This is a genomic window from Pannonibacter sp. SL95, from assembly GCF_026672425.1.
In the GTDB taxonomy this organism is placed as follows: domain Bacteria; phylum Pseudomonadota; class Alphaproteobacteria; order Rhizobiales; family Stappiaceae; genus Pannonibacter.
The window spans coordinates 493,717-518,690 of the sequence record NZ_JAPPRC010000004.1 but is presented as its reverse complement, the minus strand read 5'-3'; the positions used below and the strand labels follow the sequence as shown (position 1 = coordinate 518,690).

General features: G+C 62.9%; 27 protein-coding genes. 8 read left to right on the top strand and 19 right to left on the bottom strand.

The features are described 5' to 3' along the window. Positions 1 to 45: 45 nt before the first annotated feature. Entirely contained in the window at positions 46 to 840 is a 795-nt protein-coding gene (locus OVA12_RS12930) for a response regulator (RefSeq protein WP_268137920.1), read from the bottom strand. A gap of 173 nt (positions 841 to 1,013) precedes the next feature. Between OVA12_RS12930 and OVA12_RS12925 the strand changes: the two genes are divergently transcribed. The 3 genes from OVA12_RS12925 (at position 1,014) to OVA12_RS12915 (ending at position 2,766) form a co-directional block, all read left to right on the top strand. Continuing rightward, positions 1,014 to 1,199, top strand: coding sequence for a NepR family anti-sigma factor (locus OVA12_RS12925; protein WP_268137918.1), 186 nt, complete (start codon positions 1,014 to 1,016; stop codon positions 1,197 to 1,199). Continuing rightward, complete coding sequence (locus OVA12_RS12920) at positions 1,196 to 1,771, top strand: RNA polymerase sigma factor (protein WP_268137916.1); 576 nt, start codon at positions 1,196 to 1,198, stop codon at positions 1,769 to 1,771. The genes OVA12_RS12925 and OVA12_RS12920 overlap by 4 nt, the downstream gene beginning before the upstream one ends. Positions 1,772 to 1,866: 95 nt before the next feature. After that, complete coding sequence (locus tag OVA12_RS12915) at positions 1,867 to 2,766, top strand: diacylglycerol/lipid kinase family protein (RefSeq protein WP_268137914.1); 900 nt, start codon at positions 1,867 to 1,869, stop codon at positions 2,764 to 2,766. A gap of 57 nt (positions 2,767 to 2,823) precedes the next feature. On the opposite strand, the gene OVA12_RS12910 is transcribed toward OVA12_RS12915, so the two are convergent. The 8 genes from OVA12_RS12910 to OVA12_RS12875 form a co-directional block, all read right to left on the bottom strand. Then, complete coding sequence (locus OVA12_RS12910) at positions 2,824 to 3,096, bottom strand: hypothetical protein (RefSeq protein ID WP_268137912.1); 273 nt, start codon at positions 3,094 to 3,096, stop codon at positions 2,824 to 2,826. Positions 3,097 to 3,127: 31 nt separating this feature from the next. Continuing rightward, complete coding sequence (locus tag OVA12_RS12905) at positions 3,128 to 3,541, bottom strand: hypothetical protein (protein WP_268137910.1); 414 nt, start codon at positions 3,539 to 3,541, stop codon at positions 3,128 to 3,130. A 2-nt stretch (positions 3,542 to 3,543) separates the two neighbouring features. Next, a complete protein-coding gene (locus tag OVA12_RS12900) occupies positions 3,544 to 3,843 on the bottom strand; it encodes a DUF883 family protein (RefSeq protein WP_268137908.1) in 300 nt (99 codons plus the stop codon). A 75-nt stretch (positions 3,844 to 3,918) separates the two neighbouring features. Beyond that, positions 3,919 to 4,827, bottom strand: coding sequence for a PRC-barrel domain-containing protein (locus OVA12_RS12895; RefSeq protein WP_268137906.1), 909 nt, complete (start codon positions 4,825 to 4,827; stop codon positions 3,919 to 3,921). A 218-nt stretch (positions 4,828 to 5,045) separates the two neighbouring features. Then, positions 5,046 to 6,134: an ABC transporter ATP-binding protein gene (locus OVA12_RS12890; protein ID WP_268137904.1), complete on the bottom strand. Its 1,089-nt coding sequence runs from the start codon at positions 6,132 to 6,134 to the stop codon at positions 5,046 to 5,048. Positions 6,135 to 6,137: 3 nt separating this feature from the next. Further along, positions 6,138 to 7,019, bottom strand: coding sequence for a carbohydrate ABC transporter permease (locus OVA12_RS12885; protein ID WP_268137902.1), 882 nt, complete (start codon positions 7,017 to 7,019; stop codon positions 6,138 to 6,140). Then, positions 7,016 to 7,939 (bottom strand): carbohydrate ABC transporter permease, encoded by a 924-nt coding sequence (locus tag OVA12_RS12880; RefSeq protein ID WP_268137900.1) that lies wholly within the window; start codon positions 7,937 to 7,939, stop codon positions 7,016 to 7,018. Before OVA12_RS12880 ends, OVA12_RS12885 begins: the two co-directional genes overlap by 4 nt. Before the next feature lie 108 nt (positions 7,940 to 8,047). Next, positions 8,048 to 9,295 carry an ABC transporter substrate-binding protein gene (locus OVA12_RS12875; protein WP_268137898.1) on the bottom strand — a complete coding sequence of 416 codons (1,248 nt, stop codon included), beginning with the start codon at positions 9,293 to 9,295 and terminating at the stop codon, positions 8,048 to 8,050. 227 nt (positions 9,296 to 9,522) lie between these two features. On the opposite strand from OVA12_RS12875, the gene OVA12_RS12870 reads away from it, so the two are divergent. From OVA12_RS12870 to OVA12_RS12855, 4 genes are all read left to right on the top strand, one after another. After that, positions 9,523 to 10,566 (top strand): LacI family transcriptional regulator, encoded by a 1,044-nt coding sequence (locus tag OVA12_RS12870; RefSeq protein ID WP_268137896.1) that lies wholly within the window; start codon positions 9,523 to 9,525, stop codon positions 10,564 to 10,566. Positions 10,567 to 10,611: 45 nt separating this feature from the next. After that, positions 10,612 to 11,856, top strand: a complete 1,245-nt coding sequence (locus tag OVA12_RS12865; RefSeq protein WP_268137894.1) for an AGE family epimerase/isomerase — start codon at positions 10,612 to 10,614, stop codon at positions 11,854 to 11,856. A 31-nt stretch (positions 11,857 to 11,887) separates the two neighbouring features. Beyond that, positions 11,888 to 12,337 (top strand): hypothetical protein, encoded by a 450-nt coding sequence (locus tag OVA12_RS12860; protein WP_268137892.1) that lies wholly within the window; start codon positions 11,888 to 11,890, stop codon positions 12,335 to 12,337. Between the two features lie 83 nt (positions 12,338 to 12,420). Further along, positions 12,421 to 13,089: a helix-turn-helix domain-containing protein gene (locus OVA12_RS12855; RefSeq protein ID WP_268137890.1), complete on the top strand. Its 669-nt coding sequence runs from the start codon at positions 12,421 to 12,423 to the stop codon at positions 13,087 to 13,089. A gap of 60 nt (positions 13,090 to 13,149) precedes the next feature. Here the strand turns inward: OVA12_RS12855 and OVA12_RS12850 are convergent, their stop codons facing one another. The 10 genes from OVA12_RS12850 to OVA12_RS12805 form a co-directional block, all read right to left on the bottom strand. Further along, positions 13,150 to 14,631 carry a mannitol dehydrogenase family protein gene (locus OVA12_RS12850; protein WP_268137888.1) on the bottom strand — a complete coding sequence of 494 codons (1,482 nt, stop codon included), beginning with the start codon at positions 14,629 to 14,631 and terminating at the stop codon, positions 13,150 to 13,152. 2 nt (positions 14,632 to 14,633) lie between these two features. Next, positions 14,634 to 15,407 carry an L-iditol 2-dehydrogenase gene (locus OVA12_RS12845; RefSeq protein WP_268137886.1) on the bottom strand — a complete coding sequence of 258 codons (774 nt, stop codon included), beginning with the start codon at positions 15,405 to 15,407 and terminating at the stop codon, positions 14,634 to 14,636. Between the two features lie 9 nt (positions 15,408 to 15,416). Beyond that, positions 15,417 to 16,418 (bottom strand): ABC transporter ATP-binding protein, encoded by a 1,002-nt coding sequence (locus OVA12_RS12840; RefSeq protein ID WP_268137884.1) that lies wholly within the window; start codon positions 16,416 to 16,418, stop codon positions 15,417 to 15,419. A gap of 9 nt (positions 16,419 to 16,427) precedes the next feature. Next, positions 16,428 to 17,258, bottom strand: a complete 831-nt coding sequence (locus OVA12_RS12835; RefSeq protein WP_268137882.1) for a carbohydrate ABC transporter permease — start codon at positions 17,256 to 17,258, stop codon at positions 16,428 to 16,430. 1 nt (position 17,259) lies between these two features. Further along, on the bottom strand, positions 17,260 to 18,132 hold the full coding sequence (locus OVA12_RS12830; protein ID WP_268137879.1) for a carbohydrate ABC transporter permease: 873 nt from the start codon (positions 18,130 to 18,132) through the stop codon (positions 17,260 to 17,262). A 95-nt stretch (positions 18,133 to 18,227) separates the two neighbouring features. Beyond that, positions 18,228 to 19,538, bottom strand: coding sequence for an ABC transporter substrate-binding protein (locus OVA12_RS12825; RefSeq protein WP_268137877.1), 1,311 nt, complete (start codon positions 19,536 to 19,538; stop codon positions 18,228 to 18,230). Between the two features lie 164 nt (positions 19,539 to 19,702). Beyond that, a complete protein-coding gene (locus OVA12_RS12820; protein ID WP_268137875.1) occupies positions 19,703 to 20,659 on the bottom strand; it encodes a sugar-binding transcriptional regulator in 957 nt (318 codons plus the stop codon). A gap of 1 nt (position 20,660) precedes the next feature. Further along, positions 20,661 to 21,380, bottom strand: coding sequence for an HAD family hydrolase (locus OVA12_RS12815; RefSeq protein ID WP_268137872.1), 720 nt, complete (start codon positions 21,378 to 21,380; stop codon positions 20,661 to 20,663). A 253-nt stretch (positions 21,381 to 21,633) separates the two neighbouring features. Further along, positions 21,634 to 23,787, bottom strand: a complete 2,154-nt coding sequence (locus OVA12_RS12810) for a xanthine dehydrogenase family protein molybdopterin-binding subunit (protein WP_268137870.1) — start codon at positions 23,785 to 23,787, stop codon at positions 21,634 to 21,636. Continuing rightward, positions 23,784 to 24,257, bottom strand: coding sequence for a (2Fe-2S)-binding protein (locus tag OVA12_RS12805; RefSeq protein ID WP_268137867.1), 474 nt, complete (start codon positions 24,255 to 24,257; stop codon positions 23,784 to 23,786). Before OVA12_RS12805 ends, OVA12_RS12810 begins: the two co-directional genes overlap by 4 nt. A gap of 78 nt (positions 24,258 to 24,335) precedes the next feature. On the opposite strand from OVA12_RS12805, the gene OVA12_RS12800 reads away from it, so the two are divergent. Continuing rightward, on the top strand, positions 24,336 to 24,938 hold the full coding sequence (locus OVA12_RS12800; protein ID WP_268137865.1) for a TetR/AcrR family transcriptional regulator: 603 nt from the start codon (positions 24,336 to 24,338) through the stop codon (positions 24,936 to 24,938). The last annotated feature ends 36 nt before the right edge of the window (positions 24,939 to 24,974 follow it).

The window sequence follows — 24,974 nt, the reverse complement described above, 5'->3', positions numbered from 1 at the left end:
AAGAACGCTTCACCGTCTGAATTGTTCCTCACACTGTCGATTTTTTCAGGCGTCTGCCTTCGCACCCTGATCAAAGAACAGGGCCTGCCCGATCAAGGCCTTCACCATGTCCGGGTTGAAGGGCTTGGTCACCAGGAAGGCCGGTTCGGGGCGCTCGCCCGTCAGCAGGCGCTCGGGGAAGGCGGTGATGAAGATGACCGGCACGAGCATTTCGCCAAGGATCTCGTTCACTGCATCAATGCCGGAACTGCCATCGGCCAGTTGAATATCGGCCAGGATCATGCGCGGGCTGGTCTTGCGGAACAGGTCGACCGCCTCCTTGTGCGTGCGGGCAATCCCGCTCACCCGATGGCCGAGCGATTCCACCATCTGTTCGATGTCCATCGCGATCAGCGGCTCGTCTTCGATGATCATGATGTCGGTCGACACCTGACGGGAAATCTCCAGTCCCGCCTCGGTCACCATGGCATCGAGGTCGGAAGGCTCGACCGACAGGATCTCGGCCGCTTCGGCCCGACTGAACTCTTCGACCGAGACAAGCAGGAAAGCGAGGCGGTTCTTCGGCGGGATCGCTGCCAGATACTCGGCCGCCCGGCGCTCCCAGACATAGGGAGAGGCTGTCGGCTCGACCTTGATGAGGGTGGAACCAAACAGGGAGGCAAACAGTTTATAGAGCGCGACCCGGTCGCTTGAAGCCTCGGGAAGGATGCCAACATCGGCAATCAGCGCCTCCAGCGTCGCGGCGACATAGGCGTCCCCCGATGTCTGCGAGCCGGTGACCGCCCTTGCGTAGCGGCGCAGATAACTCAGGTGAGGTGCAATGCGGGTGGAAAGCGACATGCGTTGGCTCCGTTTGCCTGTCCATGGGCCTTTCGGCCGGAACTCCCGATACCCGGCATGCCGGGCGAATGTCACATCAACGGACGGCGGATAAAAAAGTTCCGTCGCACGGGAACTTTTTTTGCGATGCCGCGTTACGATTTTCAGATGACCAGCACGGATGCATGAGACCCATGAGAGAACGCACCAGTCAGACCGGCACGGAACCACAGCAGGAAACGGCGACGGAAGCCGCCCAGCAAATCACCGACCGCCTGCGCCAACTCTATGAATCAGTGCAGGCCGAAGGAATCCCGGACAAGTTCCTCGACCTTCTTGAGCGCCTCGACGAGGCAGAACAACGGAGCCTCAAGAAATGACGGGCGACAAGGCAACCGAAGACGACATTGCGCGGACGTTCAAGCGGGAGATGCTCTCGTGCCTGCCGAGCCTGCGCGCCTTCGCCTATTCCCTGTCCGGAAAGCCCGACCGCGCGGATGATCTTGTTCAGGATGCCATCATGAAAGCCTGGGCCAAGCAGAACAGCTTCGAGCCCGGCACGAACATGAAGGCATGGCTTTTCACCATCCTGCGCAACGAGTTTTACAGCCAGGCCCGCAAACGCGGGCGCGAGATCCAGGACAGCGACGGCCTCTTCACCGAGCGGCTGGCCGTCCATCCGGCCCAGCATGGCAATCTCGACATGCAGGACTTTCGCCGGGCTCTCGACCGGCTGGCGGATGACCAGCGCGAAGCGATCATTCTTGTCGGAGCGTCAGGGTTTTCCTACGAGGAAGCCGCTGTGATCTGTGGCTGCGCGCTCGGCACGATCAAGAGCCGCGTCAACCGGGCCCGCAACCGGCTGCAGGAGTTGCTCCAGGTGTCCGGTGAACAGGATTACGGACCGGACCCCGATACCGCGGCCATCACCAACCGGGCGTTTGCCGGCTGATCTATTGCGCTGTGCCAGGGTCTCGTTTCAAAGGCCCGCCCTTCCTATATGCTGCCCGCACGAGACCACCATCGTGCTTGCCGGAGGCTACCTGCATGCGTTGTGTTGCTCTGCTCAACCGTGACGGTGGAACGCTCAAGACAACAGATCTGGAAGCTCTGACCAACCATATCACGAAGACCTTTGGCGCGGCCGGGCACGAGATCAACGTCGAGGTCATTCGTTCCAGTGACATGGACGCTGCGCTGATGCGGCTCGCCACGGATGCCTCGGTCGAGGTTGTTCTGGCGGGTGGCGGCGACGGCACGATTTCGGCCGCTGCTGCCATGGCGGCACGGTCGGGCAAGGTGCTGGGCGTCTTGCCGGCCGGCACCATGAACCTCTTCGCCCGGTCGCTTGGGGTGCCCCTCGCCCTCTTCGATGCGGTGACCGCCCTTGCCACAGCTCCGGTTTCCAACTGCGACCTCGGGCAGATCGGCGACCGGACCTTCGTGCATCAGGTGTCCATCGGGCTGCAGGCGGATGTCGTGCATGAACGCGACAAGACCCGTCACACCTCCCGTCTTGCAAAGATATTTGCCAGCATCCGCGCTTATCTGCGCACGCTGTTTCGCCGCAAATCCTTTCGTGCCCATCTGACCGTCGACGGCCAGAAGCGCAGCGGACGGTTCAGTTTTGTTGTCGTCTCCAACAACGTCTATGGCGAGGGGCATATGCCCTATGCCGACCGGCTTGATGATGGCCTGCTTGGGGTCTACTCCGCGGGCCGCCTGTCGCCGCTGGCGGGTGCAAGGCTCGCCGCAGATCTTGCAAGAGGCGCCTGGCGCGACACGCCCGATCTCGCCTTTGAACCTGCCCGTGAAGTGACCGTGAAACTCACCCGCTTCATTCGCCGGCGCAAAGGCCTGATCGACGGCGAGCTGGTCAGCCTGCGCAGCACCAGCCAGATCCGCATCCTGCCGGCAGCCCTGAAGGTTCTGCGACCGGTTGCCTGACAGTCCGGAGCCCGGCCGCGTCAGGCGCCGCCGGGCATTTCATTTGCCATCGCATCCTTACAGGCTCGCAGCGGACCGCTCTTCTTCATCCGCCAGCGCTTCGCCGCCCAGCCGGATGATAGCCTGATCCAGTTGCTTCAGTGTGCTGTTCAGCCCATCATCATCGATCATCGCGCTCTCACTGGCCGCGCGTTGCTCGGCTCTTGCGTCATCACGCAGAGCTTGCAGCGCGGCGATGCGTCCTGCGCGGGCGAGGCCCGGTGCGCTCAGGATTTCGTTGATCCGGTCAGCCATCGGCGTTGCGGCAACTGCAGATCCAAGGTCAGGCATGGCATGTTTCCTTCTCTGTAAGCTGGACAACCTAGCTGCGGCTTCTTGGCCAGAACGCGAGGCCAAGCCCGGCAACGGCGAGCGCGACAGTTGCAAGCGATCCGGTCCGGCGGGAGGACATCAGCGCCAACGCAGTGGTCAGGGCAATTGCCCGCCGCGCCTGCCGCATCTCACGGGCCTTGCGCGCTCTTCGACGCTGGATCGTGGCGACAATCAGCACCACTCCGGCAAGCCCAAGCAGGACCAGGGCAGCAAGCGCCAGTCCGATCAACGGATCACCGGTGAGGCGGATCAGTCCGACAACGGCGGCGGCCAGGATCAGGGCCCAGGCTGACAGACCGAGGAACGCCACGGCGGCGGCTACAACCAGCCCCCGCCGTGCGTCTCCAATCCTCTCCCTCACCTCGGCGACCGACGAGAGGGCCATCGAGGCTATCAGTCCCATGGTCAGCGTCGCGCAAGGAGAGCGATCAGGACCCCGGCACCGGCGGCAATGGCCAGTGAGCGCAGCGGGTTCTGACGCACATGAGCGCTGACCTGGTGTTCGAGGGTCGCCAGTTCGCTCTTGAGCTGGGTCAGGGCATCCTCGCTCGCGGCCTTCAGGTCATCGGCCTTGTCGGAGCCATAGCCGGCGACGGCCTTGCCCAGATCGGCGATGTCGGTGCGGATGCGGGCGATCTTGTCCTCGATCTCCTTGCTGCCGGAGGTCTTGGTGTCGTTTGCTGCAGTTTGGACGGCGGAAGGCATGAAAGTCTCCTGAATTGGCATGGATTTGTCGGGGGCCGGACACGCGGTCCGACCCAGTCTCGCAGGATGGAAGGATCAGCGGATCAGCAAGGCTTCCGGATCAGCCTTGTAGGCTTCGGCGGTATAGGCCGGGTGGTCCTTCAGGCTGGCAGCGGTGAAGGGCGTGTCGACACGCAGCTTGCCGTCGGCGAGGCGATAGATCGCCAGGTTGTCGGCCGCGAGCGCCACCGGCTTGGCACCGATGCCAAGAACGCCACCAACATCAACGACATAGGCCTCGACGATACCCTCTTCGGACATCAGCACATCGCTCACGCTGCCGAGCTTTGCCTCTGCGGCGCCGTTCACCCAGGAGCCGAGAAGCTCGTCAGCGCCAATGGTGGTGCGGTCCACCAGCATCATGTCGCTGCCTGAAACCGTTCCGGTCGTACCGCTGGTGGTCACTTCAACCGAGGTCTTCGCCTGCGGCTTCGGATCACCCATCCCCATGGAATTCATCAGCTTTTCCGTTGCCGTCGGACCCGTCAGAACCGACCGGTCGAAGGACGGCGCGGCTTCCAGCTGGGCCTTGGTCAGCGGGACGATGAGCCAGCTGACGCCGCCCTGCTCGATCCAGCGAACCTGATCGAAGGACACGGCGACGTCCTTTTCGCCGATGCCCAGCAGACCACCGACACCGATCACCAGCGCCTCGGCAGCACCCTCACGGCTCAGCACCACATCATTGACAGTGCCAATGCTGTCGGCCTTGTTGTTCGCGTCAGCAAAGACCTGTTTGCCAATCAGGCTGGTCGCCAGAATCTGGCCGGCGGTTGCCTGGCCGTAAGTCACGCCACCCTTGCCAGCAGCGGGCGGGGTAAGGGTAAAGATCGGCGAGCCGGTCGAACTCGCGTCACTCTTCGATGTCGTCGCGGTCTGTGCGTAAGCAGAGCTCGTGAAGAGTGCAGCCGTCAGGGCCGTCGTCGCAAGAATTGCGCGAAGCATGAGCGTTCTCCATGTCAGTGTCGAATTCATTTATCGATCGAAGGTTCGCGGGGAAATGCGAGGCCTGATCTGTTTGACATCTGGAAAACGCCCGGATCTCGGATTGGTTCCCGAAAAAATACAGAAGGACGAACGGAAAGTCGCCGAACACTCTGGACCAAATGAAAAGGGCGGCACCCTGCGGTACCGCCCCTTGTTCCGTTGTCAGGTTGAGCCGGTCAGGCGATCCGCTGACCGGTCCCCTTCTCGAACAACACCGCCTTGTCGAGGTTGAGGGCGACGGAAATCATCTGCCCGGCCTCCACCGCAACCTCGGCCCTGACGCGTGCGGTCAGCGCCTCGCCGCCGTGGCGCAGGATCAGGAACATGTCGGACCCGGTCGGTTCCGTCAGCTCCACCGGTGCCTCGATATCAATCAAGTGCTTGGCCGACGGGTCGGCAAGGCTGCGGTCGGTGACCGCCTCCGGCCGGATGCCGAGCAGCACTTCGGTGCCCTGGGCCGGGGCAGCCGACACGGTGCCCGGCAGTGGCAGGCGCGTGCCGCCGGTCAGATGCACCATGCCGCCATCGATGTGGCCGGGCAGCATGTTCATCGCCGGCGAGCCCATGAAATCGGCCACGAAGGTGTTGGCCGGCCGGTTGTAGATGTCGGACGGCGAGCCAACCTGCTGAATGATGCCTTCCTTCATGACGACGATCTTGGTCGCCAGCGTCATCGCCTCGATCTGGTCGTGAGTGACATAGACGATCGTGGCGTGGGTGGTCTGGTGCAGGCGCTTGATTTCCGCCCGCACCTCGACGCGCAGCTTGGCATCCAGGTTGGACAACGGCTCGTCGAACAGGAACACCTGCGGCTTGCGGACCAGCGCGCGGCCCATGGCAACGCGCTGGCGCTGGCCGCCGGACAGCTGGGCCGGCCGGCGGGTGAGCAGATGTTCGATCTGCAGCGTCTTGGCGACGCCGCGGATGGCCTCCGCACGTTCGGTCTTGGGCATGCCGCGCATTTCCAGGGCGAAGCCGATGTTCTCCTCAACGGTCATGTTGGGATAGAGCGCGTAGGACTGGAACACCATCGCGATGTCGCGCTTTGCCGGATGCAGGTCGTTGACCACCTGGCCGTTGATGATGATCTCGCCCGAGGTTGGCTGCTGAAGGCCGGCGATGGCGTTGAGCAGGGTCGACTTGCCGCAGCCGGACGGGCCGACCAGGACGAGAAAGCCGCCCTTCTCAAGGTCGATGTTGATCCCCTTGAGGATTTCGACGGCGCCGGCCTTGCGTACCAGATTGCGAATTTCGAGGAAAGCCATGTCTTATCCCTTCACGGCGCCCGCCATCAGACCGCGCACGAAATAGCGGCCGGCGACGATGTAGACGAAGAGCGTCGGCAGGGCAGCGATGACGGCTGCGGCCATGTCGACGTTGTATTCCTTCACGCCCGTTGAGGACGAGACGAGGTTGTTGAGCGCCACCGTCATCGGCGCGCCCTCCCCTGAGGCAAAGGAGACACCGAACAGGAAGTCGTTCCAGATGTTGGTGAACTGATAGATGACCGTGACGACGATGATCGGCCCGGACGAAGGCAACAGGATCCGCCAGAAGATGCGGAAGAAGCCGGCACCATCGATCATCGCTGACTTGATCAGCTCGTCCGGAAAAGCCTCGTAATAGTTGCGGAAGAACAGGGTGGTGAAGCCCAGGCCATAGATGACATGGACCAACACCAGACCCGCCGTGGAATTCGACATGCCGAGAATACCCAGCACCCGTGCCATCGGGATCAGGACCGCCTGGAAGGGAATGAAGCAGGCGAACAGCATCATGCCGAAAACGATCTTGTGGCCCGGAAAGCGCCACTTCGTCAGGACATAACCGTTGAGCGCGCCGAGCAACGTCGAAATCGCCACGGCTGGCACGACCATCTTCAGCGAATTCCAGAAGTATCCCTTGATGCCACCACAGGTGACGCCAATGCAGGCCTCACCCCAGGCACGGAACCACGCGTCGAGGCTTGGGGCCACTGGCAGGGCCATCATGTCGCCGCCGCGGATTTCATCGAGCGACTTCAGCGACGTGGTCAGCATCACATACAGCGGGGTGAGATAGACCAGCGCGAAGACCAGCAGCGCGCCGTAGATGAAGTACCGGGCCGCGCGGGCGGATCCGGGGGAAACGGAATCGGCGGGCGCGCTCAACGGTCTTTCTCCCTGAGTTCGGAATAGAGATAGGGCACGATGATCGCGGCGATGCCCATCAGCATCATGACCGCGCTGGCAGAGCCGACCGCCATCTGGTTCCGGGTGAAGGTGTAGGAATACATGAAGGTCGAGGGCAGCTCGGTGGCATTGCCCGGCCCGCCGCCGGTCAGGGCGATGACCAGGTCGTAGGACTTGATCGCCATGTGGGCGAGCACGATCAGCGCCGACAGGAACACCGGCCGCAGCAGCGGCAGGATGATACGGCGGTAGATCGACACGGTGCTGGCGCCGTCGATCTGGGCGGCCTTGATGATCTCGCTGTCGATGCCGCGCAGGCCGGCGAGGAACATGGCCATGACGAAGCCCGAAGCTTGCCATACGCCGGCAATGACGATCGTGTAGATCGCCATGTCCTTGTTCACCAGCCAGTCGAAGGTGAAGCTTTCCCAGCCGAGGTTCCGCATGGTGTTCTCGAGCCCAAGGCCCGGGTTGAGAAACCATTTCCAGGCCGTGCCGGTAACAACGAAGGACAGGGCCATGGGATAAAGAAAGATCGGCCGCAGAACGCCTTCGCCGCGGATGCGCTGGTCAAGCAGGATCGCCAGCAGCAGGCCGATGGCAATGCAGGCCGTCATGTAAAGGACGCCGAAAATCGCCAGATTGCCCAGCGCCATGTGCCAGTTCGGCTGCGACCAGAGACGGATATAGGCGTCAAAACCGGCAAAGGTATAGACCGGCAAAATCTTCGACGTGGTGAAGGACAAGGTCAGGGTCCACAGGATGAACCCGTAGACGAAGACCAGGATGAGAGCGAAGGAGGGCGCCAGGACAAGGCGCGGCAGCCCGTCGCGAAGCCGGTCAGCCAGACCACGGTGCGCCTGCGGCCGGGCCGCCACAGCGCTTGAAGAGCCGTTCATGGGTTCTGTTCCTGCCTGAATGTGGCGAAAGGCGTGCCGGCACGCGCAAGCTGCCGGTCACGCCTCCCGATGGGCGGCGGGGATCCCGCCGCCTTGCCATCGTCTCGCTTACTTGGCCGCAGCCACAGCTTCCGGCAGACGCTTCACGGCTTCATCCGTGGTGATCTGGCCGTTGAGGTGCTGGGTGACCACGTCGAAGATCGCGCTCTTCACGCCGGACGGCTGGGCGTGGCCATGGGCGAGCGAACCGGCGAGGTTGCCGGTCTTGCTGGCATCGGCCAGATCCTGCATGCCCTTCTTGCCGCAATCGTCGAAGGCGGTGTCGGCGACGTCAACGCGGGCCGGGACCGAGCCCTTGACCACGTTGAAGGACGACTGGAACGCCGGGTCCATGACGGCGGCTGCCATCTTCAGCTGGGCATTGCGCTTGTCGCCGCTGCCAATGTCAAACATCACGAACTGGTCGGAGTTAAACAGGACGGTGCCCTGAGTTCCCGGGAAGCGGATGCAGACGAAGTCAGCGCCCGGCTTCTGGCCAGCGCGCAGGAACTCGCCCTTGGCCCAGTCACCCATCTGCTGGGCGCCAGCCTTGCCTTCGATGACCATGGCCGAGGACAGGTTCCAGTCGCGGCCTGAGAAGTTCGGGTCGAAGTAAGCGCGCAGCTTGCTCATCGCCTCGAAGACTTCCTTCATCTTGTCGCCGCCGAGCGCAGCCGGATCAGCCTCGACAACGGCCTTCTGGTAAAATTCCATGCCGCCGAGCGACAGGACGACGGCCTCCCACAGGGTACCGTCCTGCCAGGGCTGGCCGCCGTGAGCGAGCGGCACGATGCCCTGCGCCTTGAAGGCGTCCAGCATCTTGAGCAGATCGTCGAAGGACTCAGGGGCCTTGCCACCGGCCTTGTCGAAGGCGGCCTTGTTGATCCAGAGCCAATTGGTCGAGTGGACGTTCACCGGAGCGGCGATCCACTTGCCGTCATGCTTGGAGAATTCCTGCAGGGCGGCGGGGACGACCATGTCCCAGTTTTCCTTCTGGGCCAGCTCGTTGAGGTCGCCGAGCACGCCCATGGCCGACCAGTCCTTGATGTCGAAGCCGAGCATCTGCACGGCGGTCGGTGCGTCGCCGGCGGTGACGCGGGCACGCAGCGCGGTCATGGCCTGGACGCCAGATCCGCCGGCAACCGGCATGTCCTTCCAGCCAACGCCCTGGCCGGAGAGATTGTCCTTCAGAACATTCAGGGCAGCAGCTTCGCCGCCAGAGGTCCACCAGTGCAGAACCTCGACCTCTTCGGCAGCGTGTGCGGATCCGGCAACAAGCGCCATGAGCGCAACGCCAGCGGCAAATTTCTTCAGCATGTTGATTTCCTCCCAAGTCCGGCTTCCCGGTGACCGTATTTGTAACGTTACAAATTGGGGGTCTGTCAAGGGGGATTGCAACAGGCCATTTTCGCCTTGATAAACAACATACTATTGATTTATTTCGTTATTTCATCCTTGATAAAAATAATTGTTTCCCGCCTTGGAAATTAAAACGTTTCATAGCAGACTGCGCAGACGCCTATGAGGCAGGAAGTGGAAGACAGATGAACAAGCGGCAGGCCAGCCAACGGCCCACCCTGCGAACCATTGCCCAGATGTCTGGACTGGCGGTCACGACGGTGTCGCGCGCGCTGGCAGATGATCCACACATCGCGCAGGACACGCGCGAGAAGGTTCGCAAGCTGGCAGATGAAGTTGGCTATGCGCCGGACCGGGCCGCGCAGCGATTGCGAACCGGCAAGACCAATGTCATCAGCCTGATCCTCAATCCCCACGATGAAATCCTCGGCTTTGGCACCTCGATCATCCGCGGCATTACGGCGGCCTTGCGGGGCACGCCCTATCATCTCGTGGTGATGCCGGATTTCGCCGACAGCGAGCCGATGGAGCAGGTCAGCCGCATTGTGCGCAACCATCTGGCCGACGGCGTCATCTTCTCGCGGACCGAGCCCGATGATGCCCGCATCCGCTATCTGCTGGAGATGGGCTTTCCATTCATCAGCCATGGCCGCTCCGAACTTGCCACGCCGCATCCCTTTGTCGACTATGACAATTACGCCTTTGCGCGGCAGGCAACGGAGCGCCTGATCGCAGCCGGAAGCGTGCGACCGGCCATCCTGCTGCCGCCGCGCCGCTTCACCTTCGCCAACCATCAGCTGCACGGCTTCATGTCGGCGGTGCGCGAGCATGGCGTGGCGCATGAGATCCTGACCGACATCACGCTCGACAGCCCGGGCGAGCAGATCGAGGCGCGGCTGTTGGCAAGGCTTGGGCTGCCAGGTGCACCCGATGGGCTTGTTTGCGCAGGCGAGGTTTCGGGGCTGGCCGCAATCGCGGCGGCGGTCGACAGCGGGCTCGTGCCAGGCCGCGACTTTCATATTGTGGTCAAGCAGACTTCGACACTCTTCAGCCATGTCCGCCCGCGCGTCGCCAGCATCTACGAGGACCTGACGGAAGCGGGGGAGCACATGGGCCATTTCATCCTGCGCCGCATCGCCGGCGAACCGGCGGAAGCGCTGCAATTCCTGCAAGTTCCGCCGGATCCCGCAGAAACGCCCGGCGATACCACGACACGCGCCCCCTTCTGATTTCGCCATGAGACGGCCCAACGCCCGGCCCGGAGTTCTGACAGCATGACCGACCGCATTCCCCACGCCAGCGCCGACCGCGAGACCGACTGGCTGAATGATCCTGTTCATCGCGCTTTCCTGCGCCGTGAGGCCGCCCGGCAGTTCGCCTTCTTCGATGCCAGCTTGCGATCCGGGGAAGGGTTCTGGACGCTTGACTATGAGGGTCACCCGCTGCGCGACGAGCCGCAGGAGCTGCATACGACGACGCGTCTGGTTCATTCCTATGCGCTTGGCAAGCAGGCCGGGCTCGTGACCTCGGATGACGTCATCGACCAGGGCATGAGCTATCTTTGGTCGCATCATCGCGACGCAAACCATGGCGGCTATGTCTGGGCGCTGGACGACACGGGCGTGGTCGATGGGCGGAAGCTGGCTTATGGCCACGTCTTCGTGCTGCTGGCAGGGGCCAGTGCCCTCGACGCCGGCCATCCTGATGCGCGGCGGCTGATCGATGACGTCATGGCGATCATCGACCGTCAATTCTGGGAAGAGGACAACGGTCTTCTCTGCGATGAATACAACCGCGACTGGACGCCGTTTTCGACTTACCGCGGCATGAACGCCAACATGCACGGCATCGAGGCCATGCTGACGGCCTTCGAGGCGACGGGCGACCAGCTGTTCCTGACCCGGGCCGGCCGGATCCTCGACTTCTTCGTCGGTCGCATCGCCCCTGCCCATGGCTGGCGGCTGCCGGAACATTACAAGGCCGACTGGAGCGTTGATGCGGCCTATGCCGGCAATCCGATGTTCCGCCCGGCCGGCACGACGCCGGGGCATTCCTTCGAGCTCGGACGGCTGTTGCTGCAGTACTGGGATCTGGCGGGACGTCCGGCCGGCGACATGGCCGCGAGCGCAAGGCGCCTGATCGAGCAGGCGCTGGCGGACGCCTGGAATGAGGCGCGCGGCGGTTTCGCCTACACGCTGAAGTTCGACGGCTCGGTCGACAATCCGAACCGTTACTGGTGGCCGGTGACCGAGGCGATCGGGGCCATTGCCACGCTGATGAAGCTCGATCCGCAGCCGTCGGATCACGTGTGGTACGCCCGGCTGTGGCGCTTTGCCGAGGCGCATCTCATCGACCACGCGCGCGGTGGCTGGTTCCCCGAGCTGGCTGCCGACGACAGCCTGGCGATGACCCAGTTCAAGGGCAAGCCGGACATCTATCATTCGGTGCAGGCAGCGCTGTTCCCGCTGGTGCCTGGTCTGTCACGCATGTCGAAGGGCCTGGCCGCGCTGACGGACTGAAGAACAGGCTCTGACGGGGCCAAAGCGTCGCATGGTTTTACCCTTCAGGGTCAGGTATCTAGATCCTGAAGGGGCCAGATTGATGACGCGACCGCTGACAGCCATCGCTGCTTGTCTGCGCATTTTTTGCGCATTGGCCGTCTTTGCCCTCAGTTTCGTCCATCATCCGCCGGTCACTCAGGCGCGCGGCATTCCGCAGGCGGACCTGGCGCAGTACACACTGCCAGACGGGACGATCCCCGTTCTCTGCCTGACACTTGCAGATGACGGAAGCGGCACGGTCAAGCACGTTGCGGTTTCAGAATGTGCCGCCTGCCGCATCGGCAACGCGGTGCTTTTGCCCGCTCCTGTCGATCTGAACGGGGAGCGGCTGAGTTTCGCGGCCGCACCGCTGTGGCCGCCAGTCGACGGGCCGACCGCGAGCCAGCGAATTGCGGATGATGCCCCGCCACGCGCGCCTCCCTTCGGGATTCCTGCCTGAGCCGTGACCGGTTTCTGCCGGCCACTGATTGCCAGCGTCCGCACGTGCCAATTTTGCCGTGCTGACCCAGCCGGATGACCACCATGCTTGCCACATCAAAGCCGCTCAGCGGCACCGCGGTCGTGCCCCTCGACGGACTGATCCGCACCTGCAACCAGACTGAAAACCGGATCGCAACGATTCCGCCGCGAACCAAACTGTTCCTGCCCGGCATCGACCGCAGCGAGACATTCCGCATCCTCCAAGGCTGCATCGCGCTGTTCCAGCTCCTGCCGGATGGGCGGCGCCAGATCGTCGACATCCTTGGGCCAGGACGGCTGTTCGGCCGGGGTATTTCCGACCTTCATCAGTGTGGCGCAGAAGCCTTGTGTGAAACGCAGGTCGAACTGGTTACCGCCGTCCGCCGTTCGCTGGATGCGGAGATCAACCAGTCGATCCGCCAGATGCTTCGCAGGGCCCAGGCGCATGCGACCTTGCTCGGGCGCAAGACGGCGGGCGAGCGCATCGCGACCGCGCTGATCGATCTTGCCGGTCAGTTTTCGAACGAGACCGGCGATGGCTTCCAGCTGCACCTGACGCGCATGGATCTCGCCGACTGGCTTGGCCTGACGCTCGAGACCGTCAGCCGATACCTCAACCGCTTCCGGCGTGAGGGTCTCGTCAGCTTTGAAGGCGCCAACAGGATCTTTCTGAATGACAGGACTGGCCTGGAACTGATCGCCGCCGGACGCGAGCTTGCCGCAGTTCAATAAAAAAGACCGGCCCGCACACCGCGCGGACCGGCCACAACAGCAATCAGATGCCAGAATCACTCAGGCTCCAAGAGTGCCCGCGATATAGGCTTCGAGAGTTGCTTCGGTGCCTTTGTGCCAGAGCGAGGACAGGGCGGCGGCAAACGCGCCCTGCAGTCGCGTGTCCTCGCCGAGGCGTCCGAAAATGTCATGCTGCGCCAGGAAGGCAGATGGCTTTTCTCGGGCGGCCATTGCTGCGGCAGTCAGGCTGTCAGCGCGTTCGTCCGCAATCCGGATCACCTCGCCGGCGTCCGTTGTCGCGGCGCAGTAGCGGCACCAGAGAGCCAGTTCCAGCGCCAGACCTGTGATGCTCTTGGCCCCGAACAGGCGATCAGACAGCGTCGGCAGGATGAACTTCGGTTGCCGGTTGGATCCGTCCAGGCAAAGCCTCGGGATCGTGTCGCCAACGGCAGCGTTGGAGAACCGGTCCTCGATCAGGGTCAGATAGTCGGCAAAGTTGACGCCCCGGATCGGCGCGAGCGTGGGGATGATTTCCTCGGTCTCCAGCTTGTGCAGATACGCGCGGATGAGCGGATGGGCCATCGCGTCATGCACGTAGTGGATGCCAAGAAGGCCGGCGGGATAGGCAATCGCTGCATGACCGCCGTTGAGAATGCGCAGCTTCATCAATTCGTAGAGTGCAACGTCCTCGACGAATTCGACGCCGACCTTCTCGAGCGCCGGGCGGCCGGAGGGGAAGTGGTCTTCCAGCACCCATTGGCGGAACGGCTCGCACGCGACCGGCACGGCATCGTCCAGGCCGAACTGCTCCTTCACCAGGGCACGCTCCCGGTCAGACGTCGCAGGCGTGATGCAATCGACCATGCCATTCGGGAAGGCAACCGTGGTGGCGATCCAGCTGGCCAGGTCCGCATCCAGCGCTTCGGCGAGACCCAGGACCGTGCGACGGGTCACGGCCCCGTTCTCCGGCAGGTTGTCGCAGGACATGACGGTGAACGGAGCAACACCTGCCGCCCGGCGGCGGCGGAGGCCGGCAATCAGGAGGCCGAAGACGGTTCGGGGTGCGCCCGGATTGGCGATGTCGGCAAGGATCTCCGGATGGCTCCGGTCAAAGCCACCCGTGCGGGCATCGACGAAGTAACCACCCTCGGTGACGGTCAGCGAGACGATGCGGATTTCCGGCCGTGCCAGCGCCTCGATAAGGGCTTCAGGGTCAACGGCAAGAAAGTCGATCATCGCGCCGGTGACGCGGGCATTCAGGCCCTTCGGATCCAGTTCGACAACAGTGGTCAGGCAGTCCTGGGCCACCAGCTTCTCGCGCATGGCCGCATCATAGGGCTTCACGCCGGCACCTATGATGGCCCAGTCATGGTCGAGGCCCATCGCGAACAGACGATCCAGATAGACCGCCTGATGGGCGCGGTGAAAGTTGCCGACACCGATGTGCAGGATGCCTGCCGAAAGGGATGCCCGGGCATAGCCGGGGCCGTTCACGCCGGCCGGGAGGGCGGCCAGCGCGCTGTCATTCAGTCTGATGGACATGCTCAGCTCATCCAGTTGCCGCCGTCGACGTTGTAAGTCTGCGCCACGACGTAGTCGCTCTCGCGGGAGGCGAGAAAGATTGCCATTCCGGTCAGGTCTGCGGCGGTGCCCATGCGCCCGAAGGGCACGGCCTCGCCAACCAGCTTCTTCTTTTCACCGATGGGGCGGTTTTCATATTTGGCGAAGAGGGCATCCACGCCATCCCAGTGCTCGCCGTCGACCACGCCGGGGGCGATGGCGTTGACGTTGATGCCATGGGAAATCAGGTTGAGCCCGGCCGACTGGGTCAGGCTGATCACGGCGGCCTTGGTCGCGCAATAAACCGCGACAAGCGCTTCACCGCGGCGCCCTGCCTGACTCGCCATGTTGATGATCTTGCCGCCACGCTCACGCTTGATCATGACGCGGGCGACGGCCTGCATCATGAACAGCGTACCGCCGACATTGATCGCGAACAGCCGGTCATAGCTCTGGCGCGAAATCTCGGTGAGCGGGGCAAGATCGAACAGGGCCGCGTTGTTGACGAGGATGTCGATGCCCCCGAAGGCCGCATCCACCTCCGCGACGCAGGTCTCGATCGAGTCCTGCGAGGTGACGTCGAGTGCGGCCGCGATCGCCCCTTCGCCCAGTTCCGCAGCCGTCTGTCTGGCGCGGGCGATGTCAATGTCTGCAATGGCAACCCGCGCGCCTTCGCCAAGATAAGCCTCGGCAAAGGCCCGGCCGATGCCGCGCGCGGCTCCGGTGATGAGGGCGGATTTTCCCTTCAAGCGTCCCATTTCCATGTCCTATGCGATGGCGAGGCCGTTGGCGTTGAAGCGGTGAATGCGCTGCGGATCGGCCGAGAGATAGACGGTGTCCCCCGCCTTGAGCGCTGCCTCACCTGTCAGGCGAACGGTCATGTTGTGGCCGGTGTCGATGTGCACATGCAGGAAGGTGTCCGAACCAAGATGCTCGGCAACGCCGACCCTGCCCTTCCAGCGGCCTTCGGTCGTCGAGAGGCTGAGGTGTTCCGGACGCACGCCGATGGTTGCGGCGCCCAGGGCATCCGCATCGGGACCGGTGAGAAAATTCATGCGCGGCGAACCGATGAACCCGGCGACGAACTGGTTGGCCGGTGCCCGGTAGAGGTCCAGCGGCGAACCGACCTGTTCGATGCGTCCAGCCTGCAGCACGACGATCTTGTCGGCCATGGTCATGGCTTCGACCTGGTCATGGGTCACGTAGACCATGGTCGTCTTCAGGCTCTGGTGCAGCTCCGAGATTTCGAGGCGCATGTTGACGCGCAGGGCGGCATCGAGGTTCGACAGTGGTTCGTCGAATAGGAACGCCTTCGGCTCGCGCACGATGGCGCGGCCAATGGCGACGCGCTGGCGCTGGCCACCCGACAGCTGGCCGGGCTTGCGCTCAAGGTAGGGGGTGAGGTTCAGCACCTTGGCCGCCGCCTCGACCTTCCGGTTGCGCTCATCTTCCGGCAAGCCTGCCATTTTCAGCGGAAAGGCGATGTTCTTGCGCACCGACATGTGCGGATAAAGCGCATAGGACTGGAACACCATCGCAAGGCCGCGGCGGGCCGGCGGCAGCTGCGTCGCGTTGATCCCGTCGATGCGGATCGCGCCACTGGAGACATCCTCAAGCCCGGCGATGAGGCGCAGCAAGGTGGACTTGCCGCAGCCGGAGGGGCCGACGAAGACGACGAACTCGCCGTCGTTGATCTCCAGGTCGAGCGGCGGGATCACTTCCGTGGCACCGAAGCTCTTGGTCACCTGTGTGAGTGAAATCTGTCCCATGGATCTGTCCTACTTCACGGCGCCGAACGTCAGGCCGCGGACGAGTTGCTTCTGGCTGAACCAGCCAAGGATGAGGATCGGAGCGATGGCGAGCGTCGAGGCCGCCGACAGCTTGGCGTAGAAGAGACCTTCCGGGCTCGAATAGCTGGCGATGAAGGCGGTGAGCGGCGCTGCTTCGGCGGCCGTCAGGTTCAGCGTCCAGAACGCCTCGTTCCAGGCGAGAATGATGTTCAGCAACAGGGTCGAGGCGATGCCTGGAACCGCCATCGGCGTCAGGACATACAGGATCTCTTGCCGGAGTCCGGCCCCATCCATCCGGGCTGCCTCGAGGATCTCGGACGGGATCTCCTTGAAGTAGGTGTAGAGCATCCAGACGATGATCGGCAGGTTGATCAGGGTCAGGACGATCACCAGACCAATGCGGGTGTCCAGCAGACCGAAGTCCCGGAACAGCAGATAGATCGGGATCAGCACGCCGACCGGTGGAAGCATCTTGGTCGACAGCATCCACATCAGCACGTCCTTCGTCCGCTTGCCCGGCACGAAAGCCATGGACCAAGCAGCGGGAATTGCGATCACCAGTCCAACCAGCGTCGAGCCGACGGAGATGATCACCGAATTCAGGAAGTGCCGGAAGTAGTTCGAGCGCTCCTGAACCTCATGGTAGTTCTCCAGGGTCCAGTCGAAGAACAGGAACGAGGGCGGCATTGCCACGGCCTCGGCTTCCGTCTTGAAGCTGGTCAGGATGGTCCAGAGGATCGGGAAGAAGATGGCGATGCCGATGCCCCAGGCGATGAGGGTCACGGCAAGCTTGCGGCGAGTGGATACGGCGCGGGCCATGTCATGCCTCCAGGTTCTTGCCGATCATCCGCATCAGGAAGAAGGCAACGATGTTGGCAAGGACGACGGCGACGATGCCGCCGGCGGAACCACCGCCCACATCAAACTGCAAGAGCGACTGGGCGTAGACGAGGTAGGTGATGTTGGTAGACGCCGTGCCGGGTCCGCCGTTGGTGGTAACCAGGATCTCGGCGAAGACGGACAGCAGGAAGATCGTCTGGATCAGCACCACAACCGTGACGGCGCGGGCGAGATGCGGCAGGACGATATAGAAGAAGCGGCTGAGACTGCCGGCACCATCCATCTCGGCGGCTTCCAGCTCTTCAGGATTGAGCGACTGCAACGCGGTCAGAAGGATCAGCGTCGCGAACGGCAGCCAGCCCCAGGCCACGATCAGAATGATCGACAGAAGCGGGGCATGGGCGAGAAAATCGAAGGGGGCCAAGCCGAGAAACTTGGCGAGATAGGCAAACAGGCCGTTCACCGGATTCATGAACATGTTCTTCCACACCAGTGCCGACACCGTCGGCATGACGAAGAACGGCGCAATCACCAGGATGCGGACGATGCCCTGGCCAAAAAACGGCTGGTCCAGCAGAAGCGCCAGCAGAATGCCGCCAACGACGGTGATCAGAAGCACCCCGCCGACGAGCAGCAATGTGTTGCTCAAGGCGGTGAAGAAGGCCGGATCGGTAAGGAAGAACTCATAGTTGGTCAGGCCGATCCATTCTTCCATGCCCGGCATCAGCAGGTTGTAGCTGAGCAACGAGAAGTAGACCGTCATCGACAGAGGCACGATCATCCAGCACAGGAGCAGGAGGACGGCCGGCGAAATCATCGCCTTGGCGGCGGCGCGTGAATGGGCGGTCGACATGGGACACCGGATCGGTCTGGACAGATTGGGGCTGACGCCACTCTTGCGGGCAGCATGTCCCGGAGCCGACCTGGCCGACCCCGGGACTGCAGGGCTTACTTGATGTAGCCAGCCTTCTGCATGGCACGTTCAGTCAGCTGCTGGGCATTGGCAAGCGCCTGTTCGGCTGTTGCCGTGCCGGCGAGGGCTGCAGAAAACTGCTGACCGACCGCGGTAGCGATGCCCTGGAACTCAGGGATGGCCACGAACTGGACACCGACGTACGGGACCTTGTCCACCGCCGGGTTGTTCGGGTCAGCCGAGTTGATGCTGTCCAGCGTCATCTTGGCGAACGGAACCTTGGCATATTCCGGATTTGCATAGAGGGACTTGCGGGTGCCGGGGGGAACGTTGGCCCAGCCTTCGTTCTCGGCAACGAGTGCGAGGTAGTCCTTCGAGGTTGCCCAGTCGACGAACTTCTTGGCAGCTTCCACCTTCTGCGACCCGGCCGGGATGGCGAGGCTCCAGGCCCACAACCAGTTGCCACGCTTGCCGAGACCCGTATCCGGCGCCAGCGCGAAGCCGACCTTGTCGGCTACGCTGGAATCCTTCGGGTTGGTGACGAAGGAGGCTGCGACCGTGGCATCGATCCACATGCCGCACTTGCCGGACTGGAACAGCGCAAGGTTCTCGTTAAAGCCGTTCGACGAGGCTCCCGGAGGGCCGGCGTCCTTCATCAGGTCGAGATAGAAGGTGAGCGCGTTCTTCCAGGCTTCGCCGTTGAACTGGGGCTTCCAGTCCATGTCGAACCACTTGGCGCCGAAGGAGTTGGCCGTTGCCGACAGGAAGGCCATGTTCTCGCCCCAGCCTGCCTTGCCACGCAGGCAGATGCCGTAGACTTCCTTTTCCTTGTCGGTCATGGCGCGGGCTGCCTTGCCGATGAACTCCCAGGTCGGGGCGTCCGGCATGGTGAGACCGGCCTTCTCCATCAGGTCCTTGCGGTACATGACCATGGAGCTCTCGCCGTAGAACGGCGCGGCGTAGAGAGTGCCGTCGACGGTCAGGCCGCCGCGGATTGCCGGCAGCAGGTCATCGACGTCATAGGATGCGGGCAGGTCATTCAGCGACACCAGCCAGCCCTGCTTGCCCCAGATCGGCACTTCATAGGTTCCGATGGTCATGACGTCGAACTGGCCACCCTTGGTGGCGATGTCGGTCGTCACCTTCTGGCGCAGGACGTTTTCTTCCAGCGTGACCCACTCCAGCTCGATGCCGGGGTTCTTCTTCGTGAAGTCCTCGGTCAGCTTCTGCATGCGGATCATGTCACCGTTGTTCACGGTGGCGATGGTCAGCTTTTCCGCAAGCGCGGGCATGGCGACGAGGGACAGCGCGGACGCGCCAAGCAAGGCGCGAACGAAACGGTTCATTGGGCTCCTCCCGATGCTCTAATGAGCAAATGCTATGTTAGCGGGCAAAAATTCACATAACGACATGCGGGAGTCAATGGCAGCCCTTCTCCGGAACGCAGCAATTCTTTGCTGCATAGCGGTAACGCTCTGCCAAAAAAGGAAAACTTTATCTGAAATTTTGCTCAGTCGTTGAGCAATAGCTCTGCGGTGTGTTCATTGGTAATCAGGCTGTTGATCAGCCGACCTGTCATCGCCCCGCGAATGGCCGCGACTTTTGCCTCGCCTGCGGCGATGCCAACCACGCTGGCCGTGGTCGCCGGGCCGAGCGGCGCGCTGGCGACACGGTCGTTGGTCAGCCCGTCGATGAGGGCGCCATGGCGGTCATAGACCCAGCTGGTGATCTCGCCCACGCCGCCGGCCCGCTGCAAGGCGCGGATCTCGTCCCGCGTGACGAAACCGTCCACGAACAGAGGTGCCGTCTCGCCAATGTTGCCGACACCGACGAAGGTAACATCGGCCTGCCGCGCCAGCTCCAGAATGTTGCGGACGGGCTCGAGATTATGCAGCAGGCTGCGCTCCTCGACGGAACGGGAGAACACCGGCAGGGGCATCGGATAGTGCCGGGCGTTGACCCGGTCGGCGAGGCGGATGATGACGTTGTAGGCCGAGGCCGAGCCGTCCGAGTTCATGTTGCCAAGACGCGAGACGATGCGGTGCTGCGGACAATCCATCTGCGGCAATTGTTCGACACAGGCGCGCAGCGACCGGCCCGTGCCGATGGTGATGATCTTCGGATGGTTGGACTTGAAGTGCCGCTCCATCTCCGCCGCACCCGCCTGGGCAAGGCCCACCGTGGATGAGGGCTGGTCCGGATCACTCGGGACGACCTCGCAGGTGCGCAAGCCGAACCGGTCGACAAGCCGATGGCTGAGTTCCATGCAATGGGCGATCGGGTGATCGAGCCGGACCTTCACCAGCTTCTCGCTGACGGCCAGAGAAACAAGCCGTTGGGCTGACTGCCGCGAGACGCCAAGCTTGCGGGCGATCTCGTCCTGGGTGTTGCCGGCGACGTAGTAGAGCCAGCCCGCACGGGCGGCATCGTCAAGGCGCGTGGTTTCTGTGTCGCCTTTTCCGGCCATCTCAGTCGGTCTCCCCGATGTTCGCCCCGGTGCTGCTGCCGGCCAGCGCCGGGCAGAGGTGGAAGAATAGCCGCCATTCGGTCAATTGCGGAATACCCGCCAGGTCGTCCGGCAAGGGATCATGTCCGTCACGGTAGTGGCTGCCACCGGTAAAATGCAGGACAGGCATACCGGCAGCGCGGGCAGCGGTCAGTCCCGGCAAGCTGTCTTCGATGACCAGGCAGCGCGCCGGATCAACGCCCATGCGGGACGCCGCATGCAGGAACAGGTCTGGCGCCGGCTTGCCGTTCGCCACTTCAGACGCGGTGAAGACCGCGCCGGGGAACAACGGGGCAAGACCGGTGATGGCCAGCGACCTTGCCGCGCGTTCCGGGCTGCTGGAGGTCGCGACGCAGCGGCGGACTGCCAGTTGGTCGAGGACGTCGCCAATACCGGAAACCCGGGCGAGGCGCGTCTCGAAGGCGGCAAGAAGGTCGCGTCGGTACGAGGTCTCGAAGTCCGCCGGCAAGGCCACGCCGAAGGCCTCCCGGATCGACTGGGCGACGCGAGGAAAGCTGCGTCCCAGGAAATGGCGGGTGAAATGCGCGAAGTCGACCGCAATGCCAAGCCGTTCCAGCGCCCCGAGAAGGATCTCCGCGCTGATCAGCTCGCTGTCGATCAGCACGCCATCGCAATCGAAGATGACGAGCTCGACAGGCTCGATGAAGGACAGCGCGGTCATTGCAGACGGGTTCCGGGACTAGCGAGCCAAAGCGGGAAGGTGCATCTGCTTTAGCTCATCCGGATGACAAGTCCAAATCATGACAGTCGGGCGGCACGGATTTCCATCGCTGCAGCGTGCGAGGATCCTGCTGCAAGGGCCGATCGGACTGTTGGGCTAAACGGATGGCCGCATGTCCAGAAACGGACATCCTGCCCGTTGCAAGCGCCCGCGGCTTTGCGTCTCCGTGCGAATTGGCGGCCTCATGACAAGATCATGTGTGTTCATTGCACAAAATGCCGACTTGCTGGAGGTGTCGTAGGTCCAGCGGCAAGGCATCAAAACGCCGGCCCGTAGCTGCCTCCATCGCGTTGCAAGTCGCTGCCACCGTCGTCGGCACGCCGACTTCGCCAGCCCCGCCTGGTGTTTGGCCTGCTTGCTCGATCAATGACACCTCGATGGTCGGCAATTCGCCATTGCCAAGCATCGGATAGTCCGCCAGCGAGGCAAGATCCGCAGCACCTTCGCGGTACTTCAATCCTTCACGGAGTGCCTGAGACAGCCCCCAGACGGCACCGCCCTCAACTTGCGCCACAAGCTGGTCGTGATGGATGACTTGACCGGCGTCGAGGGCAATCCAGACGTGATGGACCTTTGTCCCCGTGACCTCTACCACCGACGCGACCCGGGTTCCCCGGAAGATCATGGCAGCCAATCCGAGGGAACGCCCTTGGTCGCCCCAGCCGGACATGTCCGCAACGCGCTGTAGAACCGCCGCCAATCGAGCGTCCTCAATATGGCGCAGACGCCAGGCAAGCGGGTCCTGCCCTGCGGAACGTAAGAGCCGTTCCAGCGTGACCTCGATCGCCCAGACCGTGTAGCTGGCCGATACTCCACGCAGGAATCCCGGTGTCGGCAGGGAGGCAACGCGGACCCAACGAACCTCCTGGTCCGCGCAGATGTAGGGGTGATAGGCACCATCAGTCGCCGTGTTGTCCTCGGTGCCATTGCTTCCCTTGAGTGACGAAGGCAGATGAGTGGTGAGCGTTCCATCAGAGGCGATTTCATGCCGCCAGTTCTTCAGGTCGCCCCGTGCGTCGAGCTGCGCTGACAGCCGCTGTACGGCGGCCGGGCGAACCTGTCCTCTTGTCATCTCGTCCAGTTGCGGGCGGATAACCTGAACCGGCCGGCCGAGGGTCTTGGCAATTTCGGCCGCTTCTCGAACCGTGTCGTTCAGGACCCGCCTGCCATAGGCACCGCCGGATGGAGTCCCGCGCGTTTCGACCAAGAACGGAGCGGTTTTCCATGTCTGGGCAGCGTAGCGCATGTCCAGGTCCAGGGATTGGGTCGCGCTTTGCACGGCAACACCCAAGCCAATCGACTGCGCCTCGGCACTGGCATTGAGCGGTTCGGGCAGGACATGGGTCAGGCTTGGTGCGTAGAACCTTGAGGCAGTGTCCGGGGCCGGACGTTGACCGCTCCCGCGAAGAATTACGGCCTCGGTTTCGCTCTCATCCAGGGCGGCCTCGAGGGCTGTCCGTTCGCTTTCGCTGTCGAACGCGGAGGCCGGAGACCATACGACCTCGAGAGCCTTCGCTCCCCTGATCGCCGACCAGGTATCGCGTCCGATTACAGCGATGGCCGATTGATCCCTGAGAACACAAACACCGGTAACGCCGCCCACGGCGCGTGTCTTGCTGTCATCGAAGGAAACGATTTTTCCGCCCAGATGCGGGCTGCGACGCAGGACGGCAAGATCGGCGCCAACTGGGCGCTGATCGGTACCAAACCGCTTGCGCCCTGTAACGATGTCGAGGGCGTCAGGACGCTGCGGGCTGGTTCCAAGCAACGTGAATTGATCTGCCGGCTTGTGGTCTTCGACCGTCGCGCCAGGCACCAGCAGGTGTCCGGCGGCGATGATCTGCGCGAAGCCGAGCTTGGTATTCGTTGGCATGTGCCAGACCGAGTGCTCTTGGGCGCGGCAATCGTCTGGCAACCAGCCGCTTTGGCTTGCAGCGGTCTCGATAAGTGCCAGACGGGCCTCTGCGCCGGCCTGACGCAGGAGCGACCAGTAGCCGAGAGTGGTTTTTGAATCCGCAGTGACCATACGGCCGCTGAATTCAGGATTTCCGTAGCGTGCAGCATCGCGCGGTGCTGGCAGGATACGAACTTTCGACAGGTCGGCTCCAATCTCCTCTGCCACGATCATTGCCAACGCCAGAGGAGCGCCCTGACCAAGATCCTGCGCCGGACAGATGATCTCGATGTCCCCTCCCGCCGTGATTGCCACAAAGGCATTGAGCGCCTTGCCAGAAAACGGCGCCTCAGCCTGCAATGCCCAAGCGGTCATCCCGCCACCCACGACGACCGCCCCCGTTCCGCACAAGGCGAGAAACGCGCGACGGGAGAGCTTGCGTCGATTGGTCATTTCGGCGTCTCCCTGGACAGATTTGCCGCTTTTGCGACAGCCCGCAGGATTCTTGGACCCGATCCGCAGCGACAGATGTTGCCGCCCATCGCATCGCGGATCTCCCTTTCGCTGGGGTGGTGATTGCTTGAAAGCAGGCTTGCAGCTTGCATGATCTGTCCCGGCTGACACCAACCGCATTGGGCCACCTGAACTTCGACCCACGCCCGCTGCACCGGATGCGACCCATCCTCCGACAAACCTTCAATCGTCGTGACAGACGCGCCCGCAACTTCATGGGCCATTATCTGGCACGACCGGGCGGCTTGTCCGTCCACATGCACCGTGCAGGCTCCGCACATCCCCTGGAGGCAGGAGTATTTTGTGCCGGTGAGCCCCAGGATGTCGCGCAGGACAAAGACCAAGGGCATCTCGGGATCCGCGAGCGCAACCTTGCGCTGTTCGCCGTTAAGGGTAAACGACAGCTCCATGGCAACAACCGTATATCTGTGTACGCTTGCCCTTATCCGTATCGATGTGTACGGTTCACGTCAAGTCTGGAGAATCGCATGTCGGATGACCGCAAGCAGACACGCCGCAGAGAGATCGAGGACATCGCCTACAAGGTTCTGGCAGAACGAGGATTCTCGAGTACCTCAATGCTGGAGATCGCAAAGCAGGCGCGCGCGTCGAACGAAACCCTCTATCAATGGTACGGCGACAAGCTCGGGCTCTTCGCCGCCATGATCGAAGCCAACCGTGCTGGTGCGGTGGAGAGGCTTCAGACGTCGATCGAGGGCGGCAGTCTTGGCGACGACCTCATGGGCTTTGGATCTGTCTTGCTTCAGACTATCCTGTCGGACAGGGCGATCCTGCTGAACCGTGCCGCCGCTGCGGACGCTTCGGGTCAGCTTGCAGAGGCTCTGCGTCGGCATGGGCGCGACAGCGTGTTGCCCTTCCTTGAAAGCCGCCTCGGAAGAGAGCCTTTACCTCCTGCCTTTGCGAGCGCAAGCGAAGCAGCGGAGTGCTTCATTGCCCTATTGATCGGAGATCGGCAAATCCGGCGCATGCACGGCGGCATTGCGCAGCCCTCACAAGAGACCTGTCAGGTATGGGCCGCCCAGGCCGTCAGGCTGTTTCTCATCCTGATGACGCGGGTGAGCCCCGACTGACGCTTCCGTTCAAGCATTTTCGAAGGCCCGTCACTC